The organism is Rhodococcus cerastii (assembly GCF_033042195.1).
Classification (GTDB): domain Bacteria; phylum Actinomycetota; class Actinomycetes; order Mycobacteriales; family Mycobacteriaceae; genus Rhodococcoides.
The window spans coordinates 481,452-508,450 of sequence record NZ_JAWLKF010000001.1 but is presented as its reverse complement, the minus strand read 5'-3'; the positions used below and the strand labels follow the sequence as shown (position 1 = coordinate 508,450).

The following is a 26,999-nucleotide window of genomic DNA, read 5'->3' as shown; positions in this document are numbered from 1 at the left end:
CACGTGCGGCAGGTCCAGCGATCGAGCCTGATCTCCCAGGTCACCGCTCAGCTGCGCGAAGAGATCACGTCGCAGCGATGGCCGGTGGGTACCCGCATCCCCACCGAACCCGAACTGTGCGAGATGACCGGCACCGGGCGCAACACCGTGCGCGAGGCCGTGCAGGCACTCGTGCACGCCGGCATGGTCGAACGCAGGCAGGGTTCGGGCACCTTCGTCATGACGTGCTCCGATCTCGGCGGAACCCTGGGAAAGTATTTCTCGGACGCCCGGCACCGCGATGTCACCGAGCTACGCGAAACCTTGGAAGTCACTGCGGCGGCTCTTGCGGCCGACCGGCGCGACGACGACGACATCCGTGCCATGCTCGGCGCGCTGGCCGATCGCAACGCGGCGTGGTCCGACGAGACTCCGCTGGCCGATGCAGTTCGGATCGACGCACGCCTGCACCGCGCCATCGTCGCGGCCAGCCACAACGCCATCTATCTGGAGTTCTACGATTCGCTGCTGCCGGTGATCCACGACGCCATGCGCCACCATGCCATCGAGCACGACGACGATTACATCGACGAACACACGGCGCTCGTGGGGGCGGTGATCGCGGGTGACGCGGCCCGCGCGATGCAGGCCGCTCGATCACTGTTCCACGAACTTTCCGAATCACCGGCTCGCACAGCGGAAGTCACAGAATGAGGCGCACCAGATCTGCCGTTCGCGCCAAGCCGGGGAACGCCTCGGACGTCGAACGCGGATGAAGCGCATGCACTGCGAGACGAAACATCAACGCGCGCAGCAACATCTGCGGCCATTCCGGTAGATCGTCCCAGCGGTTGACCAGACCGTCGTCCGCGTCACCCCAGGAAAGGGCGTCCACCACGGCCACCCCGGCAGCCCAGGGCGCAGGACGCCAGTACGGGGTGATGTCGCTGATTCCTGGCGCCTCGCTACCCGAGAACAAGACCGTTCCGAACAGATCACCGTGCACCAACTGGTCCGGCGACTCGACGGGCTTGCGTAGTGTCGCAAGCTGTTTGACCAATTCCAGGCTGCTCTTGCCATCACTGGACGACGGCTCAGGTGCGCCGGCACCGCGAGCAGAGCGCAGCGGGACCGCTTCCCATGCAGCTCTGTCGGCAGCAACGAACACGTCCACGTCGGCCCACGGGGCCACGGGGGGCTGAACCAGAAATCGCGGTCGCTCGAGTTGCGCGGTCGCCGCGTGCAACCGCATCGACAACGAGACCACCTCGTCGTGACGAGGCTCCGGTTCGCCGGCGACGAACGTGTCTGCGCGCCAGCCCGACACGACGTATCGGCCGTCGGTCGACCGCACCGGTCGGGCGAGACGGACCCCGTCCACGGTCAGCGTCTCGCGCACTTTGGCCGACCATGCGGCGCGGGCATGGTCTGCCACCGGGGACAGGACGACATCGCCCAGACGCCATCCACCGTCCCAGTCCGCACCGAGAGGTGCAGGCTCGACATCGCGCAGCCCGAACGTAGAGATCACGTGCTGAGGAGGTTCGACAGAGCTCACGAGCGCCACGCTACCGCCGATCGCGGTGCCGCTGCGGACGACGCGCACACGCGACACATCAGTACATGGGCAAACCAGGATCGATCTGCTCGGCCCACTCCACTATTCCGCCGTGCAGATGGGCGGCGTCCGAGAAACCGGCTGCCACGAGGGCGGAGAGCACCTCGGCGGACCTGATGCCGGTTTTGCAGTAGAGCACGATGGGGATGTGCTGCGGTAGATCCGACATCGCCGCCCCCGACAGGATTCGACCCTTGGGAATCGAGCGCGCACCGTCGATGCGCACGATGTCCCACTCCACCGGCTCACGCACGTCGATGAGGGCGATCTCGCGACCGGACTGCATCATTGCGTGCAGCTCCGCCGGAGTGACCGATTCGCCGGTGGAGTCGGCGGCCGGCACCACTCCGCAGAATGCCTCGTAGTCGATCAGCTCGGTGAGCGGCGTGCGGGACGGGTCACGAGTCAGACCGACGGTTCGATAGCTCATCGCCAGTGCGTCGTAGATCATCAACCGACCCAGCAACGTCTCGCCGATTCCGGTGATCAGCTTGATCGCCTCGGTGACCATGATCGACCCGATCGACGCGCACAGCACCCCCAGCACCCCACCCTCTGCACACGAGGGCACCATGCCGGGCGGTGGAGCCTCGGGGTACAGGTCGCGATAGTTGATACCTGCGTCGCCGGGGGCTCGGTCCCAGAACACCGACACCTGCCCCTCGAACCGGTAGATCGAACCCCATACATAGGGGATTCCGACCAGCGCGGCCGCGTCGTTGACGAGGTATCGGGTGGCGAAGTTGTCGGTCCCGTCGAGCACGAGATCGTACTGCCGAAAGAGCTCGAGCGCGTTCGACGAGTCGAGTCGAACACGGTGCAGCGTCACCTCGACGCCGTCGTTGAGTTCGAGAATCGAGTCTCTCGCGCTGTCGGCCTTCGGGCGACCCACGTCGGACCGGCCGTGGATGATCTGCCGTTGCAGGTTCGAAAGTTCGACGTCGTCGAATTCCACGATGCCCAGAGTCCCGACACCGGCGGCCGCGAGGTACAGCAGTGCGGGTGAGCCCAGTCCCCCGGCACCGACGACGAGCACGCGGGCGTTGCGCAGTCGCTTCTGACCGTCGGTTCCCACACTGGGAATGATCAGGTGCCGGCTGTACCGGGCGACGTCCTCGGGCGACAGTTCGCCTGCGGGTTCGACCAGCGGGGGTAGGTGGACCACGACGCAGCGACGCTCCTCGACTCGACACGGCGGCCGGTGACCCGGCGCGACACGTTCGAATCTAATCCCCCGGCCTGTCGGAAACCCAGCCGATCAGCCTCGCGGGTAGGGCCACGGATTGAATCGGCAGGTCTTGCCGTCCATCGGAACGACGCCCGCTGGGTCCAGTCGCGCGATGTCGTCGTTGTTCGTTCCGAATGTCTGCTGCATCATCACCGGAGCGAGCCCACCGTCGGTCTCGCACGGTTGGTGCTGCTGGTAGCCGATCGCGTGGCCGACCTCGTGATTGATCTGGTACTGGCGGTACGAGCCGATGTCGCCCTGGAACGAGATCGCCCCACGCACCCACCTCGGCTCGTTGAGCACCACTCGCTCGATGCCGGGGTTGTAGCAGGAGACCTCGAGCTGAATGTCGTAACCGCAGGCCTGCCGGATCGACATCTGCGACGTCAGCGAGATCCTGAAGTCGGGATCGCCCTGATCGATGCGACGGAATCCGAACCGTGGATCGTTGGTCCAACTCTTGGGGTTGGTAAGGGTCTGATCCACCAATCGGCCGAACGACTCGTCGCCGCCGAACCCGACCGTGTCCACGCCGTCCTCGACCTCGACCGTGTAGGTGAACACCCGCTCGGTCCCCTGCCCCACCTGCTCCGTTGTCCCCGGCACGGTGTGCCACGTTCCGGCCCCCTCCACCGCGAACGGACCACCGTCGGGCAGTTCACCCGACGATATCGACGCTGCGAAGTTACCGTCGGCCTGCGGCGGAACGCCGATGATTCCGGTACCCGACGTCGTATCCGAACTCAAGGTGCCGAATCCAGGATCGGCGTTGGTCGACTGCGCTGCGGTGCCGGTGACGGGGTCGCCGGTCCGCACGGCATCGAATACGACGAGCGCGGTCACCACGATCAGAATCGGCACCGCGTACGCCCGCCAGCCGTACGTGGACGCGAACTTTCCGAGCTTGCTCTGCTTCCTGATATCGCGATCCGGTCGACGACTGCGCAGCTTGACCTCGCGTTGCGTCGGATCCCACTGCGCGCGGAGCGGTTGATGCGACCCGCGACTGCCCACACTGCGTGGGAAATCGTCCGCGCGATCGTCGTAACCGTCGTCGACGCCGTCCGACTGCACACCACCGCGGATACGCGGCCCGCCTCGGTCAGTCACTCGAACACGATCTCACAATCCTCACCGCCCGCTGCTCGGCACGCCGAGACCGGGAATGGAACTATCGGGTTTTCGGTACGAAAACATCGTACGAACAAACCGCTCGACATGTTCCGGTATCGCCCACTTTCCGCAACGGTCCCCCAGGATCCCGTGGGTGCCGGCCGCCACGAGTATCGTTGCCCGTGATCTGCGCTACGAGCGGTCCGAACCGACGGCTACCCGCCGGAAGTTCATGCCGGACCGTTCGTTGTCGAACCAAGACGAGCGCAGCTGTCGACGCGGATGGGAACATAATTGATGACAGATCTCGACGACCGGAGGTCTTCGGACCGGCCGGCCACCACCGGCAATCGGCGCGGCGCACGGCTGCCTCGCGATGCCCGTCGGGCGCAACTGCTCGCTGCGGCGAGCGAGATATTCGTGACCCGTGGGTACCACGCATCCGGAATGGACGAGATCGCCGAATGCGCGGGCGTCAGCAAGCCGGTCCTGTATCAGCACTTCCCCGGAAAACTCGAGCTCTATCTGGCGGTGCTGCAAAGTTACGTCGACACCCTGATCGCAGGAGTACGCCAGGCTCTACGCTCGACCACGGACAACAAGCAACGAGTTCGTGCCGCGGTGCTGGCGTTCTACGACTTCGTCGACACCGACACACAGGGATTCCGCCTGGTCTTCGAATCCGATCTGATGGGCGACCCGCAGGTCAATGCACGCGTCGAGCAGGCAACCGAAGCGTGCGTCGACGCCGTCTTCGACCTCGTTGCCCACGATTCCGGACTCGATCCCTATCGAGCTCGCGTACTGGCCGTAGGCCTGGTCGGTGCCAGTCAGTTCACCGCTCGGTACTGGCTCGAAGCCGACCGGCCGATCTCGAAGGAAGACGCCGTCGACACCACGGTCTCGCTGGCCTGGGGCGGTCTGTCGCACGTTCCCCTGCAGGCGCCGTAGCCTCGCAACCCGCAAACTCGACACGCCCCTCACTCGATGCGAGTGAGGGGCGTGTTCTGCGTTCCGAGCAGTCTCAGGCGGTCGCGAATCCGACCTTCCGAGAATCGGACGGACCGATCTCGACGTACGACACCTTGGAAGCCTGGATCAAGAACTTGCGTCCCTTCTCGTCCTCCAACGCCAGCACTCCGTCCTTACCGGCAAAGGCGGTCGATACGAGCGCTTCGACCTCGGCCGGGGACTGCGTGCTGTTCACGACGAGCTCACGGGAACTCTCCGAAACACCGATCTTGACCTCCACGGTCAACCTCCGAACTCTCGACAACTCTGCTCACGCCAGGCTAGTGCAGCGGCGTCGAGCCAGACGCCCGACGCCCTGTGCTGTCAGCGAACACAGTCCTGTGCGGTCAGTCGAGGCCGAGTGAGGACATCCGTTCCGCGTGTTGTTCCTGCATGCGATCGAACAGTGCGACGACACCGTTGAGGTCTCCCGATGCGGTGATGACGAGATCGGTCAGCGACTCACGGCGAGCGAGCACGAACTGCGCCTGGGTGATGGCCTCACCGAGCAGACGACGACCCCACAGCATCAATCGCGCCTTCTCCTGCGAGCTCGCACGAACCCGATCGGACACCTCGTGCACCACGAATTCCGAGTGCCCGGTCTCGGCCAGCACGTCGCGGACGATCTCGGCCACGTCGGGGGCGAGACTGTGCGCGATCTGCCGGTAGAAATCGGCCGCGATGCCGTCACCCACGTACGCCTTGACCAACGACTCCAACCACGTCGACGGCGTCGTCGACTCGTGGTATTCGTCCAGGGCGCGAACGAACGGGTCCATCGAGGCGTAGACGTCGAGACCACGATCGGACAAGGCTCTCTGCAACGTCTCGAAGTGGCTCATCTCCGCAGCCGCCATGCTCGCGAGCGCGACGCGACCCTCCATCGACGGAGCCATTCGAGCGTCGTCCGCCAGGCGATAGAACGCGGAAATCTCGCCGTACGCGAGCACCGCGAACAGATCCGGAATACCGGGGTGATCGTGCGCGATCGACGGCTCGACTCGATCCGACTCGGGCGACTCGACGACAGTGGTGGGTGAAACTGCGGACGACGGCTCCGACGAATGGGCTCCCATGGCTGGCAATCGTAGTCCGGTGCCCGACGCCTCGTCGCGGCGCGCGCTGGACCTATCGTGACCTGCCGACAATGGAGAATTCCGTTCGGCAAGCTACCATGGTGCTCGATCGTCACTCGCGGACCGATGAAACGGACCGAAGAAGCACACGACGGTCATCGATAATGTGTGCGCACCTGATCCGGGTCGCCTCGACAGCTTCGCCGCAGCGGACATCGCAGTTCGCGGCCGCGCTGAGGCTGACGGCGACATCACATCGGATCGAGGGCATCGACTTCGGCCGGCAATAGGCCTATGCCCTTCCTCGTGCGCACGTTCGACCACGAGGAAGGCCAGTCCCCTGAGCAAGATAGTCATCGACCAAGAATCCGACACCGGCGACACCACGCTGTCGGCGCAGCTGGACGACAAGCACGTACCCCCCACTTTCGCCGAACTGAACGTTGACCCCACCATCGTTCGCGCGCTCTCCGAGATGGGAATCGAGCGGACGTTCGCCATCCAGGAGTTGACGCTGCCGCTCGCCATCGCGGGCGACGACCTCATCGGTCAGGCACGCACCGGAATGGGCAAGACGTTCGGCTTCGGTGTGCCTCTGCTGCACCGACTCGCCACGGACAACTCCGGTACCTCCCCGCTCGACGGCACTCCCCGCGCCCTGGTGATCGTGCCGACCCGTGAACTGTGCGTTCAGGTCAGCTCCGACCTCGAGAACGCATCCAAGTACCTCAGCGGCGCGAACGGCCCCGTCAAGGTGCTCTCCATCTACGGTGGCCGTCCGTACGAGGCGCAGATCAGCGCGTTGCAGAACGGCGTCGACGTCGTCGTCGGCACCCCGGGCCGACTGCTCGACCTCGCCAAGCAGAACCACCTGATCCTCGGCAAGGTCGGAGTCCTGGTCCTCGACGAGGCCGACGAGATGCTCGACCTCGGGTTCCTCCCCGACATCGAGCGCATCCTCGGCATGGTTCCCGACAAGCGTCAGACGATGCTGTTCTCGGCGACGATGCCCGGCCCCATCATCACTCTGGCCCGGACGTTCCTGACTCAGCCGACGCACATCCGCGCCGAAGAGGCGGAGTCCTCGGCCGTCCACGACCGCACCGCCCAGCACGTCTACCGGGCCCACGCCCTCGACAAGGTCGAGATGGTCGCCAAAGTTCTCAAGGCCGAGGGTCGCGGCGCGACCATGGTGTTCACCCGCACCAAGCGCACCGCCCAGAAGGTCGCCGACGAGCTGGCCGAGCGCGGATACTCGGTCGGTGCCGTGCACGGTGACCTCGGCCAGGTCCAGCGCGAGAAGGCCCTCAAGTCGTTCCGGACGGGCAAGATCGACGTTCTGGTGGCGACCGACGTCGCGGCCCGCGGTATCGACATCGACGACGTCACCCACGTCATCAACTACCAGTGCCCCGAGGACGAGAAGACCTACGTGCACCGCATCGGCCGCACCGGCCGTGCCGGGCGCACCGGCATCGCGGTCACCCTGGTCGACTGGGACGACATCCCCCGTTGGCAGCTGATCGACAAGGCGCTCGATCTCGGCATGCCGGATCCGGTCGAGACCTACTCGAGCTCGCCGCACCTGTTCACCGACCTCGGTATCGCCACCGACGCCACAGGCACGGTACGCAAGGCACCCTCGCGCGCCCCGGAGAAGGCGGACGACGGCGAGGCGACGGCAGCCGACGCGTCTTCGGCTACCAAGCCGCGCCGCTCACGCAGTCGGCGTCGAACCCGCGCAGGGCAGGACGGCGACAACACCGCCGCAACCAGCGTTGCGCAGAACGATTCCGCACCGGCAACGAAATCGGTTGCCGAACAGTCGGATACGTCCGATGCGGCGTCCGCGGACACGGTCACCAAGACTGCGCCGCGCCGCCGCAGGCGTCGTCGCCCCAGTGGGTCGTCCGCCGACGCCGGACCCTCGACTGCGAGCGCGTCGGAGTAATCTCCCGCCGTGCTGGCTCCAGAACGAAGGACGAGAACCGACCTCGTCGTCGCCGCCGTCATCGCGGTGGTGGTAGTGGTTGCCGCGAGCATCGCCTGGTTCACCGGTGATGCTCGCGGAACCACATCGATCCCGGCCGAGGAGCCGCTGGCTCAGGCCGAGCCCGCGCTCGCGGTGCCCACTGCGCTCACCGAATTGTGGCGTGCGCCGAGTGCAGCGACGGATTCGACGCGAACCCCACTCCCTGTCGTCACCGGGTCCACGGTGGTGACGGCGGACGGGGGCTCCGTCCTCGGCCGCGATCCACGGTCAGGAGAGCCATCCTGGTCGTACTCGAGAGATCTCCCGCTCTGCTCGGTGGTCTCGTCGTGGAACACCGCGGTCGCGGTCTACCGCGACGACCGCGGTTGCTCTCAGGTCACCGAACTCGACGGGCCGACCGGAGAGCGCAAGGCGCAGCGCACTTCCGACGCCGACGATGCGGTCCGCCTGTCCTCCGATGGCACCTACGTGACGTCGAGGGGCGACACGCGCATGGAGCTGTGGCGGTCGGACATGGTGCGCACCCTCGAATACGGTCGAGTCGATGCCCCGGTCAATCCGGGTAGTCAGCCGCGAACCGGGTGCACGCTGCTGTCCTCGGCGTCGACGAACTCGCGGACGGCTGTGCTCGAACAGTGCCCGGGAGAGACCGCTGCCCGATTGTCGCTGATGAATCCTGCGCCCAAGGACGCCGGTAAACCTGAGGAGTACGGGTCGACGGTGGTACCGGAACTCGTTCCCCGATCCGACGCACCCACTGCCGGGCAGATCATCGCGATCACGGGCAGCGTTGTCGCGCTGTACATTCCAGCGGAAAACGGCGCGCCCGACCGGGTAGGACTCTACGACGACGCGGCCGCGAAACTGTCCGAATTCACTCTTCCGACCGGCTCCTCCCCTACCCCGGATCTTCCTGCGACGAAGGCAGGTTCGGCTCTCACCTGGTTCACCGGCACGGGGGTCCAGGCGTTCGATTCCAACAACCTGAGCCCTCTCTGGACCGTCCCCGGGGCCCTCGGAAGTGGAGCGGTCATGGCAGGCCGACTCCTCTTACCGGTGCCCGACGGCATCTCGGTGGTCGATCTCTCCACCGGTGTCAGGGTGGCCGACATTCCGGTCGACCGAGGCGATTACGCCGGCCCGATACAGATGTCGGTGATCGGCGATGTGGTCGTCGAGCAACGCGGTTCCGACGTGGTCGCTCTCGGCTGACCCGCCGGCACGGGCTTCGTTCTACTCCGCCGGATCGTAGGTCTTCAGATCGGCTTGACCGTCCCAGTACGCCAGCAGATTCTCGGCAAGTTCTCGATAGGCCTGTGCGCCCTTGTTCTTTCGTCCCGAGAGTACCGTCGCGCCCGAGGCACTGGCCTCGGCGAAGCGTACGGTCCGCGGAATCGGCGGTGCGAGAACCGGCAACGAGTAGCGGTCCGAGACGTCGCCGAGCACATCCCTGCTGTGCGTGGTGCGGGCGTCGAACAGTGTGGGAAGGGCACCGAGCAGCGTCAGATCGGGGTTGGTGATCTGTTGCACCTCGGACACCGTTCGCAACAACTGCCCGACCCCGCGATGAGCGAGAGTCTCGCACTGCAGGGGCACGAGCACCGACTGTGCGGCGGTGAGGCCGTTGAGGGTCAGCACCCCCAACGACGGCGGACAATCGATGACGACGACATCGAAGTCCTCGAGGATCGGCGCGAGTGCACGCTTGAGCGCGAACTCACGACCCGCGCGCATCAGCAGCAGGGCTTCCGCACCTGCGAGATCGATCGTCGCCGGAAGCAGAACGATTCCTTCCGCAGTCTCGATCAGCACGTCCTCGACCTTCGCATCCCCGGTCAGCACCTCGTGCACCGAGGAATCGAGCTTGTCGGGATTGTGTCCGAGAGAGAACGTCAGACAGCCCTGCGGGTCGAGGTCGACCACCAGGACTCGTCGATCGAGAGCATGCAGCGCCGCCGCGAGCGAAGCCACCGTGGTGGTCTTGGCGACGCCGCCCTTCTGATTCGCAACCGCGAGAATTGTCGTCACGGCCCTGATCCTTGCTTACATCGAGCCGATGAGCGAGGGTTCGGCATCTCTCGGGCGCGTCAGTGCAGCGAGATCGGTGCCGCGGACCGCTCGGTCACGTGCTTCGTCCGGGGCAGGAAGAAGGCGGGAACGAACGTGACGACGATCAGTACCAACGCGACCATGAAGGTGGTCCCGAAGGCCCTGGCCGAGATGTCGAAGGCCTCGATCTGGCTGGTTGCGGTCAGTGCGGGCTTCTGCTGAGCGGTCAGCACCACCGACATCAGTGCGGTACCTATCGACCCGGCCGCTTGCTGGACGATGTTCATCAACGTCGAGCCGCGCGCAACCGTCTCGTCGGTCAACGTCTGCAGCGCAGCCGTCATGATCGGCATCATCGTCGAACCGAGTCCGAGTCCCATGACGAACAGTGCACCGATCAGCAAGGTGTACGAGGTGTCGGTGCCGACCCGAGTGAACACCGCCATCCCTGCGGTGATGAGCACCATCCCCACCAGCACGATCCTGCCGGGACCGAACTTGTCGGCGATCACTCCGGCGATCGGCATCGCGATCATCGCGCCGATGCCCTGTGGTGCGAGCAGCAGCCCGGCAGTCAACGTCGTTTCTCCACGAAGCAGGAAATAGCTCGGGAACAGCAGACCCGCGCCCATGAAGGCGACCATGAAGAGCGTCGTGGTGATCACGGCCACGGTGAGCGACCTGTTCCGGAACAGCCGTAGATCGATCAGGGGATGCTGCACGCGCAGTGCATGGAACACGAACAGAACGATCAACACGAGTCCGATGATGACCGGGACCAGCACCTTCACCGCGAGAACGGTTTCGGTTTCGACGACCGAGGACGCGCCGTAGAGGAACAGTGCGAGGCCGGGCGAGAGCATCAGCATGCCGCGGAAATCGAAGGACTCGGACGGAGTCGGGTTGTCCTTGGGGAAGATCAGCACGGCCGCGATCAGAGCGAGGATGCCGATCGGCAGATTGATGAGGAAGATCCAGTGCCAACTCGCCGCCTCGATCAGCCAGCCTCCGAGGATCGGCCCCGCGATGGGCCCGATGAGCATCGGGACACCGAGCACGGCCATCACGCGCCCGATCCGCTCCGGGCCTGCGGCGCGCGTCATGATCGTCATGCCCAGTGGCATCAGCATGCCTCCGCCGAGGCCCTGCAGCACTCGGAAGACGATGAGCGAGGTGATGTCCCACGCGAAGCTGCACAGCACCGAACCGAGGACGAACAGCACCAGCGCCGTGATGTAGAGGCGCTTGGTTCCGAACCGATCGGCAGCCCACCCCGTCAGCGGTATGACGGTGGCCAGGGCGAGCGTGTAGCCCGTCATCGTCCACGCGGCATTGGCGTAGGTGGTCTCGAAGACGTCGGTGAAGGTCCGGAGCGCGACGCTGACGACGGTGACGTCGAGTATCGACATGATGGCCCCGAGCACGACGACCCCGGCGATCTTCAGCAACGCGCCGTCGAGCTTCTCCGGAGAATCGGGCGACGCGGGCTTCTGCAGGTCGGTCATGGTTCTCCAAGTCGATGAGAAGGAGCTGTGCGGCACGACGGACAGAGCTGCGTCGCCCATGGCAGTGACGATTCGGAACGAGAGTAACCGGCCGGTAGGTCTGTACTCAATCGACAAATCGGACACATCCGCAGGTCGACTATGACAAGGGCCACATCACGCGGGCAGGCATGATCGTTCCATGACCACACACGGCGGCGTCGAGGCAGGCAGAGTCGTTCTACTCCGGCACGGCGAGACCGAATGGGCTCTGGCCGGCAAGCACACCGGTAACACCGACGTCCCCCTCACCAGCGTCGGCGAGCAACAGGCCGTCGAGGCCGGATCGCTGCTCCGATTACTGAACCTGCGCGATCCTCTGGTGATCACGAGCCCGCGAGAGCGCGCACGTCGAACCGCCGAGCTCGCAGGCCTGGAGGTCGATCGGGAGTGGGATGCGTTGTCGGAGTGGGACTACGGAGAATACGAAGGCATCACGTCGACGCAGATCCACGAAACTGTGCCGCACTGGACCGTCTGGACGCATCCATGTCCGGGTGGTGAGTCCATCGGTGACATCGCCGTACGCGTCGACATGGTGCTCTCGGTCGTCCTGCCGCTGTTGAGCGGCCGCGACGTCGTGTTGGTCGGTCACGGCCACTTCTCGCGCGCACTGATCGCCGGCTGGACCGAGGCCCCCATCACCGAGGGCAAACGCTTCGCCCTCTCGCCCGCCGCGTACTCGTTGCTCGGCTTCGAGCATTCGTTCCGCCAGCTCGTCGCGCACAACGTGCACCCGTCGATCCTCACCGCCGCCACGGCACCGGAAGGAAACCCAGGATGATTCGCCGCGCCACCGAGGCCGATGTTCCCGCCGTCACCGCTCTCGTGCACGAACTCGCCGCATACGAGAAGTCGTCCTCGCTGTGCACCGTTCGAGACGAGCAGCTTCGCGCCGCTCTGTTCGGAGCGCAGCCGTCGGTGTTCGCACACGTCGCCGAGCACGAGGGGACGGTGGTGGGATGCGCGTTGTGGTTCCTGAACTTCTCCACGTGGGACGGAGTCAACGGAATCTATCTGGAGGATCTCTACGTGCAACCCGCCGCGCGGGGAGAAGGCTTCGGAACTGCACTGCTCGCCGCATTGGCCGCCGAATGCGTCGATCGGCAGTACACGCGGTTGGCCTGGTCGGTTCTGGACTGGAACACCCCGTCGATCGGCTTCTACCGTTCGCTCGGGGCAGAGCCACAGGACGAGTGGACGACGTTCCGCCTGACAGAGGATGCATTGTCCGAGTTGGCCATCCAGGCGCGTTGAACGACTACGTCAGCGGAGGTCGTCGTCGACGTCACTGTATTCGGCGGCCATCCACCGAGAGGACGGCGGGCTGAACAGCAAGACGAGCACGCCGACGACCACGACTCCTAGGGCGACGCCGTAGACGGTCTGGTGCGATCCGGTCAACAGCGACCACACGACGGGCAGCAGCAGGAGCTGTACGACGGTGGCGATGGATCGTCCCCAGCGTTTTCCGAGGATCAGGGCGACGCCTGCGGCTCCGACTCCGATGCCCAGGACACCGAACCACCCGGCGGTGCCGTACCCGTTGGCCACTGCGTTCTCTCCCTCTCCGGAGAACGCTCGGACGAGTAGGACGATCGCGGCCACCAACGACGCCACGCCCTGCGCCGCGACGAGCGCCCCGGCGGATCGAAACGTGGCCGGCGGGGTGAGGTTCTCGGGTGAGGTGGACACGCGACCAGCCTAGGCAACCGGGAGTGGAGCGTGCGGAACGACCCGGTTAGTGTCATTGCTCGTGCGTGCGCTGCTGATCGTCAATCCCAATGCGACTTCTACGACTGCTGCGGCTCGGGATCTGTTGGCTCATGCGTTGTCGAGTCGGGTGCGGGTGACGGTTGCGCAGACGACTCATCGTGATCATGCGTCGGAGCTGGCTCGGGGTGCCCGTGAGGACGGGATGGGGTTGGTGATCGTTCACGGTGGTGACGGGACGGTCAACGAGGTGATCAACGGTTTGCTCGGGGTGCCGTTGCCGACGTCGATGCAGGCGGTGACGATCGGTGCGATTCCGCCGATCGCGGTCGTTCCTGGCGGCAGTGCGAATGTGTTCGCTCGTTCGTTGGGTATCGAGGCCGATCCGGTGGCGGCGACGAATCAGTTGATCGGGCTGCTCGATGCACGGGCGCGGCGGACGATCGGGTTGGGGCATTGCGACAATCGCTGGTTCACCTTCAACGCGGGTATGGGTCTGGATGCCGATGTGTGTCGGGCGATCGATGCCGGCCGTAAGGACGGCAAGCCGGTGTCTGCGACGCGGTATCTGCGGTCGGCTGTGCAGGAGTTCTTCAAGCACAAGCGGCAGCCGGCTCGGTTGACGGTGGAGGTTCCGGGTCGGGATCCGTTCGAGGGAGTCCACTATGCGTTCGTGTCGAATTCGAGTCCGTGGACTTATTTGAACCAGAGGCCGGTGCACACCAATCCGGGTACCGGTTTCGATTCGGGTCTCGGAGTGTTCGGTATGCGCTCGACTGCGTTGTTCCCGACGTTGCGGGTCTCTCGCCAGCTGCTTGCCAAAGGCGCAGAACCGAAGTCTCGCAAGCTGATTCGCATCGACGATGTACCGAGCGTCCGAATTTCCTCGGCAGAACCGGTCGGTTTGCAGATGGACGGCGACTACCTGGGCGAACGCACCGAGGCCGAGTTCTTCTCCACTCCCGACGCGCTGCAGGTGGTTGCGCCGAGCATGTGAGGGCAGCGTGTGCCGAGCCACACTGAGGCGCAGAGCGCACTTTCTGTGAAATCACGAGCGAAATCTGTTCACTCGGGGTACAAAGGAGCGCAGAAGGCTAAAGCGAGCCTAACAGAGTGAGCTTGACCACGGTCACGCGCGTACCCCTTGACTTCACCTGAGTTCGTGAAAGCATTCACAAGCAACAGTGCGGAAACATTGGTTACCCACTCGTGAACAGAAGAGAAACGAAACGGCGCTACGGCGCCCGGTAAGGAGCAGAGGATGGACTGGCGCCACAAGGCTATTTGTCGCGATGAAGATCCGGAACTATTTTTCCCGGTGGGAAACAGTGGTCCGGCGCTCGCGCAGATCGCCGATGCCAAAGTCGTCTGTACTCGGTGCCCCGTCACCGCTGAATGCCTGTCCTGGGCACTCGAATCCGGCCAGGACGCAGGAGTATGGGGCGCAATGAGTGAAGACGAGCGCCGTGCACTCAAGCGACGCAACGCACGTACGCGCGCACGCAGCTCCGTCTAGGACGCGAAACCAGCACACGCTCGAGGCCCGGTATCCGCTGTAGCGGATACCGGGCTTTCTGCGTTCCACGGGCCTCCAGCGTCCCTCTGGCGGTCGAAGAGCCCGTTACGCACTGTTCACCGAACGTGCATCAGGGCCTGGGCACACGCCGTCCCAGAGGAACCCTCAGCATCGCGTCGGTTCCCCCACCCGCCGCGGGATGCAGACCCAGCGATCCGTTCAGCTCCACCGAGACCAGAGTGCGCACGATCTGCAGTCCGAGGCCGTCCGAACGTTCCAGAGAGAACCCGGTGGGCAGACCGCGCCCGTCGTCGTGGATGACCACATCCAGCCATTTCGCGGACCGGTCGGCTCCGATTCGGACGACACCGGCCGACCCGGCGTCGAATCCATGCTCCATCGCGTTCTGCACCAGCTCTGTGAGCACCATCACCAAGGGCGTCGCGCGTTCGGCCGAGAAGACTCCGAGTTTGCCCTCGCGCACCACTCGCACCCTCGGATTGACCGTGGCTATATCCAGCATGATCGGCACCAATCGATCGACGATCTCGTCGAGGTCCACTTCCTCGTCCACCGACATCGACAGCATTTCGTGCACGAGTGCAATGGACGTGACTCGACGGACCGACTCGGACAACGCCGTGCGCGCTTCCTCGTTCTCGAGTCGGCGCGACTGAAGTCGGAGCAGCGCCGCCACCGTCTGCAAGTTGTTCTTCACCCGATGGTGGATCTCCCGGATGGTCGCGTCCTTGCTGAGCAGAGCACGATCGCGGCGCTTGACCTCGGTGACGTCGCGGATCAACACGGCCGCCCCGGCAGACCTTCCGCGCGGCTGCAGGGCCAGCGTGCGCACGAGAACTGTGGCACCGCGGGCATCGACCTCCATCCGATGTCCCACGTTGCCGTTGAGCGACGACCTGATGTGGTCGGCCACTTCCTGCGAGTCGAAAGGGTCGGTGACCAGCGACCGCGTGACCGACGCCAGATCCCGGCCGGACAGCTCGGTCGTCAATCCCATCCGGTGGTACGCCGAGAGGGCGTTGGGACTGGCGTAGTCCACCAGCCCCTCGGTGTCGACGCGAATGAATCCGTCGCCTGCACGGGGGGACGAGTTCACATCGGTGCGCTCTTCGGGGGTGGGAAACGTGCCTTCGCTGATCATCAGACACAGGTCGTCGGCGCATTCTCGATACGCCACCTCGAGGGCGCTCGGCGGTCGAAGCTGCGCGGGATTGGTATCGCGGGTCAGCACCGCGATGACGTGCTCTCCGCAACGCACCGGGATGCTCTCGGTTCGCGTCACCACGCCTCCGTGCACGATCTTCCGCTGCTGCAGCGCGACCATCACATCGGGGTGCTCGGATTCGGAGATCGTCGTTCCCACGATGTCGTGAGTGAAGACCGTGGGCGCGGTCGTCGGCCGGCACTGGGCCACACACAGCACGTCGGCAGTCCCACTGGAGACGTCGTCCGTGCCGACCCACAGCAGCACATCGGCGAACGAGAGGTCGGCCAGCAGCTGCCACTCGCCTACGACGCGTTGGAGATGGTCCACCGCAACACCGGGGAGGTCGGTGTGCTCGGCCAGAAGGTCACTGAGGGTCGACACGAGATCTCACGTGATCGTTGCTCAGGACACGACGGCGATGAGGTCGCCCTGCTGAATGACGTCGCCCACCGCGACGTCCACCGACGTGACCGTCCCTGCGGTCTCGGCCAGCACCGGAATTTCCATCTTCATCGATTCCAGGATCACGAGGGTGTCACCGACCTCGACGGCATCGCCTCGGGCCACGACCACCTGAAACACAGTGGACACCATTTCCGCGCGAACGTCCTCGGACATCGGCGAACCCCTCTCTCACGTCACCACGAACTGCGCTGGACACCCATATGAGACCAGGCCCGTCACAGTAAGCCAATCACACGTGGGAGACTGTAGTGAACAAACGAGAGGAGCCCATCATGGGAAAGCGTGGACGTAAGAAGCGTGCTCGTAAGGGCAACAAGGCCAACCACGGCAAACGTCCCAACAGCTGACGGTTTGCCACAAGCCGCGAGGGGCCGAGAAGCGACTGCTTCTCGGCCCCTCGTCGTTTGTGAGTAGGAACTGCGACTACTCGGAGTCCGTCTGGCGGATCAGCACGGTTCGTCGAATTTCGACGCTGAGTCGTTCGCGCAACCCGGCCGGTGCCTGGTCTCCCCCGCACTTGCGTGAGATCAGCCGCTTGACCTTCTCTTCGATTCCGTAGGCCTCGAAGCACGATCCGCATTCGTCGATGTGCTTCTGCAGACGGGATCGGCTCGCTTCGTCGCATTCGTTGTCGAGCATCACCCACACGTCCGCGATCACCGCCGAGCAGTCGAGGCGCTCGAACTGTGCGTCGCCGTCGTTCCCGCCGTCGATCTTTCCGGTGCCCGTCACTGGACTACCTCCTGCTCGTGCCGGTCGACTGCGCCGTCCCGGTTGAAACCACGCTCGCGTGCAACCCCTGCCAGCAGGCCCCGCAGCTGCTTGCGTCCGCGGTGCAGACGCGACATCACCGTGCCGATGGGAGTGCCCATGATCTCGGCGATCTCCTTGTACGGGAACCCCTCGACGTCGGCGTAGTAGACAGCCATCCGAAATTCTTCGGGAAGAGACTGCAGCGCCGCCTTGATGTCGTCGTCCGGCAACGCGTCCAGAGCCTCGACCTCGGCGGAACGCAGCCCCGTCGACGTGTGTTCGGCGGTGGCGGCGAGCTGCCAGTCACTGATCTCGTCGGTCGGGTACTGAGCGGGCTGACGCTGCTTCTTGCGGTAGGAGTTGATGTAGGTGTTGGTGAGAATTCGGTACAGCCACGCCTTGAGGTTCGTGCCCTCACGGAACGACCGGAAAGCCGAGTAGGCCTTCACGAACGTCTCCTGAACCAGATCCTCGGCGTCGGCGGGGTTGCGCGTCATACGCAGAGCTGCGCCGTAGAGCTGATCGAGCATCGGCAGCGCGTCGCGCTCGAAGCGCTCGGTCAACTGCGCCTCGGTCTCGGCAGCTCTGCGCTCCGCGATCGCCTTCTCGTCGTCCACGTCAGCGACGGGATTGCTGGCTTCTGTCACGCTGATCCCTTCGATAGCTTCCACCGCCCAGGCTACCGCGCCCGAAGTCGACTTCTGCGAAGAGATCACCCCCTTCAGCGCGAGGGGACGTCCCGCGGTCAGCACTGCCATTCGTCATTCCTTCCACCTGCATTCGTATCTGTTGTTGCACAACACGGCGTCGTGCCGCCGTGTTCCCGCCCGATCGCTAGAGTCCCGTGAATGGCTGCGTCCACACCTGCTCTCGCGCTGCTCACCGCACGAAAAGTGGCGCACACCGTGCATTCGTACGACCACGACGCACGGGCGCAGTCCTACGGCGAGGAGGCGGCACAGATACTCGTCGAACGACTCGGCGTTCGGCCCGAACAGGTCTTCAAGACTCTCGTCGTCGAACGAGCGGATCGCTCGCTGGCGGTGGCGATCGTCCCGGTGACGACGACGCTCTCGCTCAAGGCCGCGGCCGCCGCGCTGTCCACCAGAAAGATCACGATGGCCGACAGGACTGCCGCCGAGCGCTCCTCCGGGTACGTCTTCGGCGGTATCTCACCTCTCGGCCAACGCAAATCCCTGCCCACCGTGATCGACGTCTCGGCCCTCGGTCTCGAGACGATTCTGTGCAGTGGAGGTCGGCGCGGACTCGAGATCGAACTCGCACCGGCCGATCTCGTCCGGCTCACAGCCGCTACATCCGCGCCCATCGCCGCGCGCTGATCCCGAATGAGAGAAGATGGACGGGTGAGCAATTGGACAGCCCCCGCCGCCGTCGCACCCGTCGACGCGACAGTCACTCTGCCCGGATCGAAGTCGATCACCAATCGCGCACTGATCATCGCCTCGCTCGCCACCGGCTCGTCGACGATGACCGGTGCCCTGCGCAGCCGTGACACCGATCTCATGATCGACGCCCTGACAACCTTGGGCATCGATATCGAGGCCGCGGAGGACGACAGGACGTCGTTGCGGGTGACTCCGGCACCGCTGCACGGCGGAGCCGTCGACTGCGGGCTGGCAGGTACCGTCATGCGCTTCGTGCCACCCCTGGCTGCGCTCGCCGCAGGCGAAGTGTCGTTCGACGGCGACGAGCAGGCACGTATCCGACCGCTCGACACGATCCTCGACGCTCTGCGCGCGGTGGGGGCCGAGATCGACGGCAGCGCGCTGCCGTTCACGATGCGTGGCACCGGTTCGCTGCGCGGCGGATCGGTCGAGATCGACGCCTCGGGCTCTTCGCAGTTCGTCTCCGGTCTGATGCTCTCCGCTGCGGCCTTCGACGAGGGAATCGAAATCCACCACATCGGCAAGCCCGTTCCGTCGATGCCGCACATCGACATGACCGTGGAGATGTTGCGGCGTGCGGGCGTGCGAGTCGATACCCCCGAGTCCGGTGGTGACGCGAACACCTGGCGGGTGCACCCAGGCCCGGTCGCGCCGATCGACTGGACCATCGAGCCGGACCTGTCCAACGCCACCCCCTTCCTTGCTGCAGCGGTGGTGACGAAAGGCAGAGTGCGCGTGCCGAATTGGCCCGAATCGACCACTCAGCCCGGCGATGCATTCCGCGAGATACTCACCCTGATGGGCGCTCGGGTCGACCTGACCGCAGGCATCCTGACCGTCGAGGGCCCGGATACGTTGCGCGGCATCGATTTCGATCTGCACGATATCGGCGAACTGACCCCTACGGTCGCGGCGCTCGCCGCACTGGCCGAGGGGCCGTCGATTCTGCGTGGCATCGCCCATCTGCGTGGCCACGAGACCGACCGACTCGCTGCACTGACAACCGAGATCGTCCGACTCGGCGGACGCGCCGTCGAGACCGACGACGGCATCCGAATCGATCCGGCACCGCTGCGCGCAGGCGTCTGGCACTCCTACGCCGACCACCGCATGGCGACCGCAGGCGCGATCGTCGGCTTGCGGGTAGCCGGGGTCGAGGTGGACGACATCGGCACCACCGCCAAGACGCTCCCCGGTTTCGAAACGCTGTGGGACGCAATGCTGTCCGCACCGACACCGAGCGGGGTCGGCTCCTGACCGCGCGCCGGTACGACGAGTCCGACGTTCGGATCCGACCGGGCAAGAGTTCGCGACCACGGACCAAGACTCGACCCGAGCACAACGACGCAGAAGCAGGCATGGTCGTGTCCGTCGACCGCGGCCGCTGGGGATGCGTGCTCGACGGTGACCCGGCACGGCCGGTCGTGACGATGCGCGCCCGCGAGCTGGGCCGAACTCCGATCGTGGTGGGAGACGAGGTCGGTATCGTCGGAGATCTGTCGGGCAAGGTCGACACTCTGGCTCGCATCGTGCGCGTGGCCGAGCGGCGGACGGTGTTGCGTCGCACCGCGGACGACACCGACCCGTTCGAGCGCGTCGTGGTGGCCAATGCCGACCGGCTGCTCATCGTCGCCGCGCTCGCCGATCCACCTCCTCGCACCGGCTTCGTCGAACGAGCACTCGTGGCGGCGTACGTCGGCGGACTCGAACCCGTTCTGTGCCTGACCAAGAGCGATCTGGCCGACCCCGAAGAATTCACCGCCGCCTTTTCCGATCTCGACGTACCGGTGGTGCTGGCGGGCCAGTCCGAGGACCTCACGGAGCTGACCTCGATGCTGACGAACTCGGTGACCGCGCTCATCGGACACTCGGGCGTCGGAAAGTCCACGCTCGTCAACCGGCTGGTGCCCGACGCCTATCGCGCCACGGGGGTGGTTTCGGGCGTCGGCAAGGGCCGCCACACCTCGACACAGTCGGTGGCGCTACCGCTTCCCGGCGGCGGCTGGGTGGTGGATACTCCCGGGATCCGGTCGTTCGGACTGGCGCACATCTCCCCCGAAAACGTCGTCGCAGCGTTCTCCGACCTGGCCGACACGATCGAGAACTGCCCCCGAGGATGCACGCACCTCGGCCCGCCCGCCGATCCCGAGTGCGCCCTCGACTCCCTCACCGGAGACGCAGCTCGACGTGTTGCTGCGGTGCGCCTCCTGCTCGAAGCCGTTCGAACGAACGAAGCCTGGTAGCAACCACCCGCTCGGGGTCGGTTGCCACCAGGCTCCAATTCGGTGCAGGACTTACGCGGCCTTACCGACCAGCCTGCGAATTCCCTTGCGCTTCTTCGTTTCTGCGATGGCGGTGCGCAAACCACGACGCTTGCCGGTTTCGGGATCGACGGTGAACAGGCCCGCCGGCGCGTCGGCCCACTTACGCTCGGACGCAGTCTCGGGGGCGTCGTCGCTGGTCGCCCTCAGGTACTTGTTCGGCAGCGACAGCTTCGCGATGGTTCTCCAGGACAGGAAGTACTGGTGAACGATCGAACCGGTCGTGTACGGCAGGTCGTACTTCTCCGCCAGTTCGAGCACCCGAACCTTGATCTCCCGCAGGCGGTTGCTGGGGAGGTCCGGGAACAGGTGGTGCTCGATCTGGTAGCAGAGGTTGCCGCTCATGAACTCCATGACGGGACCAGCATTGAAGTTCGCGCTGCCGAGCATCTGACGCAGGTACCACTGCCCCTGCGTCTCACCCTCCATGTCGGACTTGGTGAACTTCTCCGCACCGTCCGGGAAGTGGCCACAGAAGATGACGGTGTTGGTCCACACGTTGCGGATCATGTTGGCGACGATGTTCGCCGTCAACGTGCTCTTCCAGGCAGGTCCGGTCAGCAACGGGTGCAGGATGTAGTCCTTGCCGATCTGCTTGCCGACCTTCTCGAGCACCTCGCGCCGCTTCTGCTCGAATTCCTCGCGGGGCACTCGACCCTTGGCGACCTTGCCCAGTTCGAGGTGCTGAAGCGCCACTCCGTACTCGAAGAACAACTGCAGCAGCAGGTTGTAGACGGGGTTGCCGATGTTGAAGGGCTTCCACCGCTGATCGCGGGTGACGCGGAGAAGACCGTAGCCGACGTCGTCGTCCATGCCGAGCACGTTGGTGTACTTGTGGTGGATGTAGTTGTGCGTCTGCTTCCAGTGAGCCGACGGGCCCGTGTTGTCCCACTCCCACGACGTGGAGTGGATCTCCGGGTCGTTCATCCAGTCCCACTGGCCGTGCATGACGTTGTGGCCGAGCTCCATGTTCTCGATGATCTTCGCGACCCCGAGCATGGCGGTGCCGACCAGCCAAGCGGGACGCTTGCGGCTGGCGAAAAGCACGGCCCGGCCACCGATGTCGAGGGATCGCTGCAGGCGGATCGTGTTCTTGACGTACCGGGCATCGCGTTCGCCGCGGGACGCTTCGATGTCACGTCGGATGGAGTCGAGCTCGTGGCCCAACGCCTCGATGTCGGCATCGGTCAGATGCGCGTATTCTTTGACGTCCGTAATCGCCATGGGATACAACCTCCTGGCAGTCGTGAACACACAGCTCGCGTTATCAGGCCATGTGCAATTCCATCACCTACCGTATCGTAAGTTACGGTTCCGTAGGTTAGTGGCGGAAATCTGTGTGACGATTCACAACGAAACGCGGTCACCCGAGCGACGCAGGCTCTTGGCCTGACGCTTGGCTTCCTTCTTGGCGTTGCGCAAGCTCACGCGTGCCTCTTGCATTGCCGAACGCAGACCTCGGCGCTGCCCGGTGAGCGGATCGATTCGAAGCGCGTGGACGGTAGGCGAATCGCCCTCCCGCCATCGTCGCTCGGACGACGTCTCGGGAGCGTTGTCGGACGTGGCGCGCAGCCACGAGTCGGGCAGCGACAGCTTGTGGATGGTCCGCAGCGCCAGCAAGTACTGCTTGCCGAGTGATCCTGTGGTGTACGGCAGATCGTACTTCTCGCACAGAGCGTGCACCTTCTCGGCGATCTCCGAGTACCTGTTGCTCGGCAGATCCGGGAACATGTGGTGCTCGATCTGGTAGCAGAGGTTGCCGCTCATGAAGGCCATGACCGGACCGGCCTCGAAATTGGCACTACCCAGCATCTGACGCAGGTACCACTCGGGGCGTGTCTCGGTCTCGAACTGCCCGATCGTGAACTTCTCGGCGCCGTCGGGGAAGTGACCGCAGAAGATCACCGCGTAGGCCCACAGATTACGGACCAGGTTGGCCGTCGCGTTGGCGGTCAACGTGGACTTCCACGCCGGGCCGGACAGTGCTGGGAACAGGACGAAATCCTTGCCGACCTGCTTGGCGATCTTGCGCGCGAAGGCTCGGCTCGCCGGAGACTTCAGCAGACCCTTCTGGTCCTCGCCGTCCAGCTGCTTCTGCGCGTCGTAATCGTGCAGCGCGATGCCCCACTCGAAGGTGGTGGCCAGCACGATGTTGGCAAGCGGCTGAACGAGATTGATCGGCTTCCACGGCTCGTCACGGGTCATGCGCAGAATGCCGAAGCCGATGTCGTCGTCCATGCCGACGATGTTGGTGTAGGTGTGGTGCGAGTAGTTGTGGGCTCGCTTCCACTGCTCGGACGGCCCGGTCTGGTCCCACTCCCACGAGGTGGAATGGATCTCCGGATCGTTCATCCAGTCCCATTGCCCGTGCATCACATTGTGACCGAGCTCCATGTTCTCGATGATCTTGGCGACACTGAGCATCGCTGTGCCGGCGATCCACGCCGGCCGATACTTGCTGCCGAGCAGCACCGCGCGGCCGCCGAGCTCCAGCAACCTCTGCAGTCTGATGGTCCGACGGATGTATGCGGCATCGCGCTCGCCACGGCTGTCTTCGACGTCTCGACGAATCGAATCCAGTTCGCGACCGAACGCTTCCATGTCCGCTTCGCTGAGATGAGCGAACTCTTTGATGTCGGTGATGGCCACCGGGTCCTCCAACAGTTGAGTGCAGTGCCCGAAATATCGGGTTTCGACGTGGGCAACCTACGTAAGCGTAACCGAACAGTCTGAGAAGGCAGTGTGCGAGAAACAGACCTACAGTTCCAGTGTGCAGTCGCCCGCAGCTGCGGAAATGCACGTCTGGACGCGGTCGCCCTCGCTGTGTTCCTTACCGGAACGCAGGTCGATGACATGCCCCGAAGTCAACGGCACCACACATGTCTGGCAGATACCCATCCGGCAGCCGAACGGCATCTGAACTCCGACGTTCTCGCCTGCTTCGAGCAGACTGGTCGCGCCGTCGACAGTGGTCTTCTTGTCCGACTTGGAGAACGTGACGGTGCCGCCGGCACCGGAGGTATCGGCGCGCGAGATCTCGAACCGCTCCAGATGAAGCCGGTCCTCGATTCCCTCTCGCTTCCAGGTCTTCTCGATCTCCTCGAGCAGTGCTGCCGGTCCACACGCCCAGGTGTCGCGCGTGCGCCAGTCGGGGTAGAGCTCGTCGAGCGAGGCGAGTGCGAACTTGCCGTCCGATCGTGTCAGCTGCACATGCGAGGTGAAGTTCGGATGCGATTTCTCGAGCGCAGCGATCTCGGCCGCGAACATGACTTCGTCCTCGGTCGGTGCCGAGTGGATGTGCACGGTGTCGGGCATGTCGCCGTGGCGATCCAAGGCCCGCAGCATCGAGATGATCGGGGTGATGCCGCTACCGGCCGTGACGAACAGGATCTTGTTCGGCGGCGGCACGGGCAGCGCGAAATTGCCCTTCGGGGCGGCCAGCCGAACGATGGTCCCCTGCGGCACACCGCCGACCAGATGCGAGGAGAGGAAGCCTTCCGGCATCGCCTTGACGGTGATGGAGATCAGCTTGTCTTCCCAGTTCGGCGGGGAGGTCAACGAGTACGACCGCCAGTGCCATCGCCCGCCGAGGTGCAACCCGATCCCGATGTACTGACCGGGCCGGTAGTCGAAATTGAAGCCCCAACCCGGCTGAATCACCAGGGTCACCGCCGTGGCGGTCTCCTTCTCCACTCGCACGATGCGGCCGCGGAGTTCGCGTGCCGACCACAGAGGATTCGCGAGATGAAGGTAGTCGTCGGGCAACAAGGGGGTGGTGATGCGGGTGAAGGCACCACGCACCATGTTCAGTCTCGGACGCTTGGGGGCCGATACTCCGGCCGCCGGAGCCTCCAGCCACTTCTTCAGATCCATCGGGTGTTCCATCCCCTCGATCGAGATACTGAACCGCTTGCGGTCATCGAGGTTACGCTACCGTAGGTTCGGGTTCGGGAACACCTGTGTCGGTGTGAATCGTGCGCGAACGAACACCACGGAATCACAGCAGTTCGAGCAGAAACGACAACTCTTGCGGGGCGTACCACGCGAGCGTGTGATCCTCGGCATCTCCCAGCACGAACTCCGCATCCTCGTCTCCCATGTCCGCGGCATCGACCGCGGCGACGGCCTTGGCGACCGCCGATTCGGCACCTTCGAGATCGACGTGGACCGACGCGACCTGATCCATCCGCAACGGCTCTTTGAGGCGGACGACGGCGTCGTCCAGATCGGGACGCAGTGTCGGATCGTCGACATCGGCCGCGATCACCGCCCTCCGATACACCACCCCTTCGGCGACTGTCCCGGTGTCGGTCTCGTCGTCGACTGCTGCGGCGATCAAACGCAGAGAGGCCCGGGCGGCCTCCCCCATCGCCACCTCGGAGAGCTCCTCGTCGTCGCCGGACGAATAGGCCTCACGCAGTGTCGGTGTCACCGCGAAGGCCGTGCGCGAGACCGGGCTGAACTCGCCCTCCGCCGACAGCACTTTCAAGAACTCCAGCGTCGCCGGAACGTAGACACGCATGACAGAAGACCTCACACTCTCGATTCGTTACTCGCGTCGACCAACTCTTCCAGCGCCTCGTGCAGAAGCGCCGTGACGACGTCCACATCGGGCATGGCACCTCGATCTGCATTGAGCCCGAAGAACACGTAGCCGTCGTAGGACGTCAGCCCGATGCTCATCGCCTGGTTCTCGAACAGCGGCGACACCGGATACATCTCGAGCATGCGCGCACCGCCCACATACAGCGGGAACTGTGGTCCGGGGGCATTGGTGACGATCAGATTGAACACCCGCTGGGACAGCCGACTACCCGCTCGCGCGCCCATCGCGTGCAGGCTCGCAGGCGCGAATCCGGAGATGCGCATCAAGGTCTGAGCGGTGACGCCGCGACTCTGCTTGGAGTGGGCCTCGGTGGCGTGCGCAATGTGCGAGAGCCGCACCACGGCATTGGATTCACCGACGGGCAGGTCGACTAGAAACGACGAGACCTCGCTGCGATCTTCCTCCGTCGCATCGATCGGCCGATCGGCCGCATCTCCGAAACCGACCCGATCGACCGAGACGTACACCGACATGGGCACCATGGCCCGCACCGTGGAGGACGCCGTGACGGGCTCGCCTCGGGAGAGCAACCAATTGCGCAGTGCCCCGGTGACGACAGCGAGCACCACGTCGTTGATCGAGCAGCCGAACCTGTTGTGCACTCTGCGATAGTCGGCGAGCTCGGTCTTGGCCACCGCGAATCTGCGGTTTCGCGAGATCGGGGCGTTCAGCGGACTCGACGGCGCGCTCTGGGTCGCGGTGCGCAGCACGGCCGCGACCTTCGCTGCGGCCCGCAGGGCCCCACCCGCGACACCGGCAGCGCCGTGGACCGCGCCGCGCAGTGCCTCGACGCTCTCCCCCGGACGTACCACCAAGTCGGTGAGAGCATCGATGACCAACGCCGAATCCTTGGGCTCGCGCGCGGGCATCCAGAGTTCCTCGGCCATCGGCGGCGGATTCTTGCTGGCATCGAGTATGACCTGACCGATGTCGAGCGCGTGTTCACCGTCGACCAGCGCCGAGTGAGACTTGGTGAAGACGGCGAAACGATTCTTCGACAACCCCTCGACCAGGTACATCTCCCACAGCGGACGGGTGCGATCGAGTGGGCGCGAGGTCAGCCGCGCGATCAGATCGTGCAGCTGATCGTCCGAACCCGGCTTGGGTAGTGCCGAACGGCGGATGTGGTAGGTGATGTCGAAATCCGCGTCGTCGACCCACACCGGCCTGGCCAGCCCGAAGGCGACCTCACGCACCTTCTGCCGGTACCGGGGAACCAATGCCAGGCGTTGCTCGACCAACGACAGCAGACGGTCGTAGCTGAATCCACTGCGCGGAGTCCGGAAGATGGCGAGCGACCCGAGGTGCATCGGGCTGCTACTGGCCTCGAGAAAATAGAACGACGCATCCTGCGCTGTCAGCCTGGTCGCCATCGCG

Annotated in this window: 29 protein-coding genes; 12 read left to right on the top strand and 17 right to left on the bottom strand. The window is 64.8% G+C overall.

Features of this window, described 5'->3' with window-relative positions; translation table 11 throughout:
- Window positions 1-3 precede the first annotated feature (3 nt).
- Window positions 4-693, top strand: coding sequence for a FadR/GntR family transcriptional regulator (locus tag R3P93_RS02185; protein WP_317532320.1), 690 nt, complete (start codon window positions 4-6; stop codon window positions 691-693).
- On the opposite strand, the gene R3P93_RS02180 is transcribed toward R3P93_RS02185, so the two are convergent.
- The 3 genes from R3P93_RS02180 to R3P93_RS02170 form a co-directional block, all read right to left on the bottom strand.
- Window positions 683-1,537, bottom strand: a complete 855-nt coding sequence (locus R3P93_RS02180; protein ID WP_068046053.1) for a TIGR02569 family protein — start codon at window positions 1,535-1,537, stop codon at window positions 683-685. The two genes, R3P93_RS02185 and R3P93_RS02180, sit on opposite strands and share 11 nt — an antisense overlap.
- Window positions 1,538-1,595: 58 nt before the next feature.
- Window positions 1,596-2,762 carry an adenylyltransferase/sulfurtransferase MoeZ gene (gene moeZ / locus R3P93_RS02175; RefSeq protein ID WP_317532319.1) on the bottom strand — a complete coding sequence of 389 codons (1,167 nt, stop codon included), beginning with the start codon at window positions 2,760-2,762 and terminating at the stop codon, window positions 1,596-1,598.
- A gap of 93 nt (window positions 2,763-2,855) precedes the next feature.
- Entirely contained in the window at window positions 2,856-3,839 is a 984-nt protein-coding gene (locus R3P93_RS02170) for a DUF3152 domain-containing protein (protein ID WP_317532477.1), read from the bottom strand.
- Window positions 3,840-4,235: 396 nt separating this feature from the next.
- Here R3P93_RS02170 and R3P93_RS02165 point away from each other — a divergent pair, with 396 nt between their 5' ends.
- Window positions 4,236-4,889 carry a TetR/AcrR family transcriptional regulator gene (locus R3P93_RS02165; RefSeq protein ID WP_068046045.1) on the top strand — a complete coding sequence of 218 codons (654 nt, stop codon included), beginning with the start codon at window positions 4,236-4,238 and terminating at the stop codon, window positions 4,887-4,889.
- Between the two features lie 73 nt (window positions 4,890-4,962).
- On the opposite strand, the gene R3P93_RS02160 is transcribed toward R3P93_RS02165, so the two are convergent.
- Both R3P93_RS02160 and R3P93_RS02155 read right to left on the bottom strand, forming a co-directional pair.
- Window positions 4,963-5,190 carry a DUF3107 domain-containing protein gene (locus R3P93_RS02160; RefSeq protein ID WP_068046048.1) on the bottom strand — a complete coding sequence of 76 codons (228 nt, stop codon included), beginning with the start codon at window positions 5,188-5,190 and terminating at the stop codon, window positions 4,963-4,965.
- Window positions 5,191-5,296: 106 nt separating this feature from the next.
- Window positions 5,297-6,028, bottom strand: coding sequence for a ferritin-like fold-containing protein (locus tag R3P93_RS02155; RefSeq protein ID WP_317532318.1), 732 nt, complete (start codon window positions 6,026-6,028; stop codon window positions 5,297-5,299).
- A gap of 286 nt (window positions 6,029-6,314) precedes the next feature.
- Between R3P93_RS02155 and R3P93_RS02150 the strand changes: the two genes are divergently transcribed.
- Both R3P93_RS02150 and R3P93_RS02145 read left to right on the top strand, forming a co-directional pair.
- A complete protein-coding gene (locus tag R3P93_RS02150; RefSeq protein WP_317532476.1) occupies window positions 6,315-7,979 on the top strand; it encodes a DEAD/DEAH box helicase in 1,665 nt (554 codons plus the stop codon).
- Window positions 7,980-7,988: 9 nt separating this feature from the next.
- Complete coding sequence (locus R3P93_RS02145) at window positions 7,989-9,233, top strand: Rv3212 family protein (protein ID WP_317532317.1); 1,245 nt, start codon at window positions 7,989-7,991, stop codon at window positions 9,231-9,233.
- A 21-nt stretch (window positions 9,234-9,254) separates the two neighbouring features.
- On the opposite strand, the gene R3P93_RS02140 is transcribed toward R3P93_RS02145, so the two are convergent.
- Window positions 9,255-10,049, bottom strand: a complete 795-nt coding sequence (locus R3P93_RS02140) for a ParA family protein (protein ID WP_068045629.1) — start codon at window positions 10,047-10,049, stop codon at window positions 9,255-9,257.
- Window positions 10,050-10,108: 59 nt separating this feature from the next.
- Window positions 10,109-11,575, bottom strand: a complete 1,467-nt coding sequence (locus tag R3P93_RS02135; RefSeq protein WP_094642306.1) for a DHA2 family efflux MFS transporter permease subunit — start codon at window positions 11,573-11,575, stop codon at window positions 10,109-10,111.
- Window positions 11,576-11,756: 181 nt separating this feature from the next.
- Here R3P93_RS02135 and R3P93_RS02130 point away from each other — a divergent pair, with 181 nt between their 5' ends.
- Entirely contained in the window at window positions 11,757-12,398 is a 642-nt protein-coding gene (locus R3P93_RS02130; RefSeq protein ID WP_317532316.1) for an acid phosphatase, read from the top strand.
- Entirely contained in the window at window positions 12,395-12,871 is a 477-nt protein-coding gene (locus R3P93_RS02125) for a GNAT family N-acetyltransferase (RefSeq protein ID WP_317532315.1), read from the top strand. Before R3P93_RS02130 ends, R3P93_RS02125 begins: the two co-directional genes overlap by 4 nt.
- A gap of 9 nt (window positions 12,872-12,880) precedes the next feature.
- Here the strand turns inward: R3P93_RS02125 and R3P93_RS02120 are convergent, their stop codons facing one another.
- Window positions 12,881-13,309 carry a hypothetical protein gene (locus R3P93_RS02120; RefSeq protein ID WP_094642307.1) on the bottom strand — a complete coding sequence of 143 codons (429 nt, stop codon included), beginning with the start codon at window positions 13,307-13,309 and terminating at the stop codon, window positions 12,881-12,883.
- A 61-nt stretch (window positions 13,310-13,370) separates the two neighbouring features.
- On the opposite strand from R3P93_RS02120, the gene R3P93_RS02115 reads away from it, so the two are divergent.
- Both R3P93_RS02115 and R3P93_RS02110 read left to right on the top strand, forming a co-directional pair.
- Window positions 13,371-14,324 (top strand): diacylglycerol/lipid kinase family protein, encoded by a 954-nt coding sequence (locus tag R3P93_RS02115; protein WP_068045641.1) that lies wholly within the window; start codon window positions 13,371-13,373, stop codon window positions 14,322-14,324.
- Between the two features lie 264 nt (window positions 14,325-14,588).
- Window positions 14,589-14,843 (top strand): WhiB family transcriptional regulator, encoded by a 255-nt coding sequence (locus tag R3P93_RS02110; RefSeq protein WP_032366305.1) that lies wholly within the window; start codon window positions 14,589-14,591, stop codon window positions 14,841-14,843.
- 130 nt (window positions 14,844-14,973) lie between these two features.
- Here R3P93_RS02110 and R3P93_RS02105 read toward each other — a convergent pair whose 3' ends face one another.
- Both R3P93_RS02105 and R3P93_RS02100 read right to left on the bottom strand, forming a co-directional pair.
- Complete coding sequence (locus R3P93_RS02105) at window positions 14,974-16,452, bottom strand: sensor histidine kinase (RefSeq protein WP_068045643.1); 1,479 nt, start codon at window positions 16,450-16,452, stop codon at window positions 14,974-14,976.
- A 21-nt stretch (window positions 16,453-16,473) separates the two neighbouring features.
- Window positions 16,474-16,689: a biotin/lipoyl-binding carrier protein gene (locus tag R3P93_RS02100; protein WP_008717734.1), complete on the bottom strand. Its 216-nt coding sequence runs from the start codon at window positions 16,687-16,689 to the stop codon at window positions 16,474-16,476.
- A gap of 119 nt (window positions 16,690-16,808) precedes the next feature.
- Here R3P93_RS02100 and R3P93_RS24585 point away from each other — a divergent pair, with 119 nt between their 5' ends.
- Window positions 16,809-16,883: a 50S ribosomal protein bL37 gene (locus tag R3P93_RS24585; protein ID WP_370878772.1), complete on the top strand. Its 75-nt coding sequence runs from the start codon at window positions 16,809-16,811 to the stop codon at window positions 16,881-16,883.
- A gap of 76 nt (window positions 16,884-16,959) precedes the next feature.
- On the opposite strand, the gene rsrA is transcribed toward R3P93_RS24585, so the two are convergent.
- Entirely contained in the window at window positions 16,960-17,268 is a 309-nt protein-coding gene (gene rsrA, locus R3P93_RS02095; protein ID WP_255183292.1) for a mycothiol system anti-sigma-R factor, read from the bottom strand.
- Complete coding sequence (locus tag R3P93_RS02090) at window positions 17,265-18,047, bottom strand: sigma-70 family RNA polymerase sigma factor (protein WP_094642309.1); 783 nt, start codon at window positions 18,045-18,047, stop codon at window positions 17,265-17,267. The genes rsrA and R3P93_RS02090 overlap by 4 nt, the downstream gene beginning before the upstream one ends.
- Window positions 18,048-18,137: 90 nt before the next feature.
- Between R3P93_RS02090 and ybaK the strand changes: the two genes are divergently transcribed.
- The 3 genes from ybaK to rsgA are packed head-to-tail and all read left to right on the top strand — an operon-like array spanning window position 18,138 to window position 20,938.
- Complete coding sequence (gene ybaK / locus R3P93_RS02085; protein ID WP_094688850.1) at window positions 18,138-18,629, top strand: Cys-tRNA(Pro) deacylase; 492 nt, start codon at window positions 18,138-18,140, stop codon at window positions 18,627-18,629.
- A gap of 6 nt (window positions 18,630-18,635) precedes the next feature.
- Window positions 18,636-19,952 (top strand): 3-phosphoshikimate 1-carboxyvinyltransferase, encoded by a 1,317-nt coding sequence (gene aroA, locus R3P93_RS02080; protein ID WP_317532314.1) that lies wholly within the window; start codon window positions 18,636-18,638, stop codon window positions 19,950-19,952.
- Window positions 19,904-20,938, top strand: coding sequence for a ribosome small subunit-dependent GTPase A (gene rsgA / locus R3P93_RS02075; protein ID WP_068045653.1), 1,035 nt, complete (start codon window positions 19,904-19,906; stop codon window positions 20,936-20,938). The genes aroA and rsgA overlap by 49 nt, the downstream gene beginning before the upstream one ends.
- A 51-nt stretch (window positions 20,939-20,989) precedes the next feature.
- Here rsgA and R3P93_RS02070 read toward each other — a convergent pair whose 3' ends face one another.
- The 5 genes from R3P93_RS02070 to R3P93_RS02050 form a co-directional block, all read right to left on the bottom strand.
- Window positions 20,990-22,240 carry a fatty acid desaturase family protein gene (locus R3P93_RS02070; protein WP_094670836.1) on the bottom strand — a complete coding sequence of 417 codons (1,251 nt, stop codon included), beginning with the start codon at window positions 22,238-22,240 and terminating at the stop codon, window positions 20,990-20,992.
- A gap of 123 nt (window positions 22,241-22,363) precedes the next feature.
- Window positions 22,364-23,665: a fatty acid desaturase family protein gene (locus tag R3P93_RS02065; RefSeq protein ID WP_068045660.1), complete on the bottom strand. Its 1,302-nt coding sequence runs from the start codon at window positions 23,663-23,665 to the stop codon at window positions 22,364-22,366.
- A gap of 108 nt (window positions 23,666-23,773) precedes the next feature.
- Window positions 23,774-24,889, bottom strand: coding sequence for a ferredoxin reductase (locus R3P93_RS02060; protein ID WP_094642485.1), 1,116 nt, complete (start codon window positions 24,887-24,889; stop codon window positions 23,774-23,776).
- A gap of 124 nt (window positions 24,890-25,013) precedes the next feature.
- Window positions 25,014-25,538 carry a DUF6912 family protein gene (locus tag R3P93_RS02055; RefSeq protein WP_068045663.1) on the bottom strand — a complete coding sequence of 175 codons (525 nt, stop codon included), beginning with the start codon at window positions 25,536-25,538 and terminating at the stop codon, window positions 25,014-25,016.
- A gap of 11 nt (window positions 25,539-25,549) precedes the next feature.
- Window positions 25,550-26,995, bottom strand: coding sequence for a WS/DGAT/MGAT family O-acyltransferase (locus R3P93_RS02050; RefSeq protein WP_094642314.1), 1,446 nt, complete (start codon window positions 26,993-26,995; stop codon window positions 25,550-25,552).
- Between the last annotated feature and the right edge of the window lie 4 nt (window positions 26,996-26,999).

Bases quoted from the DNA above. Each gene is read 5' to 3' on its own strand.
- R3P93_RS02165 (WP_068046045.1), top strand. From the start codon at position 4,236: ATGACAGATCTCGACGACCGGAGGTCTTCGGACCGGCCGGCCACCACC.
- R3P93_RS02155 (WP_317532318.1), bottom strand. From the start codon at position 6,028: ATGGGAGCCCATTCGTCGGAGCCGTCGTCCGCAGTTTCACCCACCACT.
- R3P93_RS02135 (WP_094642306.1), bottom strand. From the start codon at position 11,575: ATGACCGACCTGCAGAAGCCCGCGTCGCCCGATTCTCCGGAGAAGCTC.
- R3P93_RS02130 (WP_317532316.1), top strand. From the start codon at position 11,757: ATGACCACACACGGCGGCGTCGAGGCAGGCAGAGTCGTTCTACTCCGG.
- R3P93_RS02125 (WP_317532315.1), top strand. From the start codon at position 12,395: ATGATTCGCCGCGCCACCGAGGCCGATGTTCCCGCCGTCACCGCTCTC.
- R3P93_RS02110 (WP_032366305.1), top strand. From the start codon at position 14,589: ATGGACTGGCGCCACAAGGCTATTTGTCGCGATGAAGATCCGGAACTA.
- R3P93_RS02100 (WP_008717734.1), bottom strand. From the start codon at position 16,689: ATGTCCGAGGACGTTCGCGCGGAAATGGTGTCCACTGTGTTTCAGGTG.
- R3P93_RS02090 (WP_094642309.1), bottom strand. From the start codon at position 18,047: ATGGCAGTGCTGACCGCGGGACGTCCCCTCGCGCTGAAGGGGGTGATC.
- ybaK (WP_094688850.1), top strand. From the start codon at position 18,138: ATGGCTGCGTCCACACCTGCTCTCGCGCTGCTCACCGCACGAAAAGTG.
- aroA (WP_317532314.1), top strand. From the start codon at position 18,636: ATGAGAGAAGATGGACGGGTGAGCAATTGGACAGCCCCCGCCGCCGTC.
- R3P93_RS02070 (WP_094670836.1), bottom strand. From the start codon at position 22,240: ATGGCGATTACGGACGTCAAAGAATACGCGCATCTGACCGATGCCGAC.
- R3P93_RS02060 (WP_094642485.1), bottom strand. From the start codon at position 24,889: ATGGATCTGAAGAAGTGGCTGGAGGCTCCGGCGGCCGGAGTATCGGCC.
- R3P93_RS02055 (WP_068045663.1), bottom strand. From the start codon at position 25,538: ATGCGTGTCTACGTTCCGGCGACGCTGGAGTTCTTGAAAGTGCTGTCG.
- R3P93_RS02050 (WP_094642314.1), bottom strand. From the start codon at position 26,995: ATGGCGACCAGGCTGACAGCGCAGGATGCGTCGTTCTATTTTCTCGAG.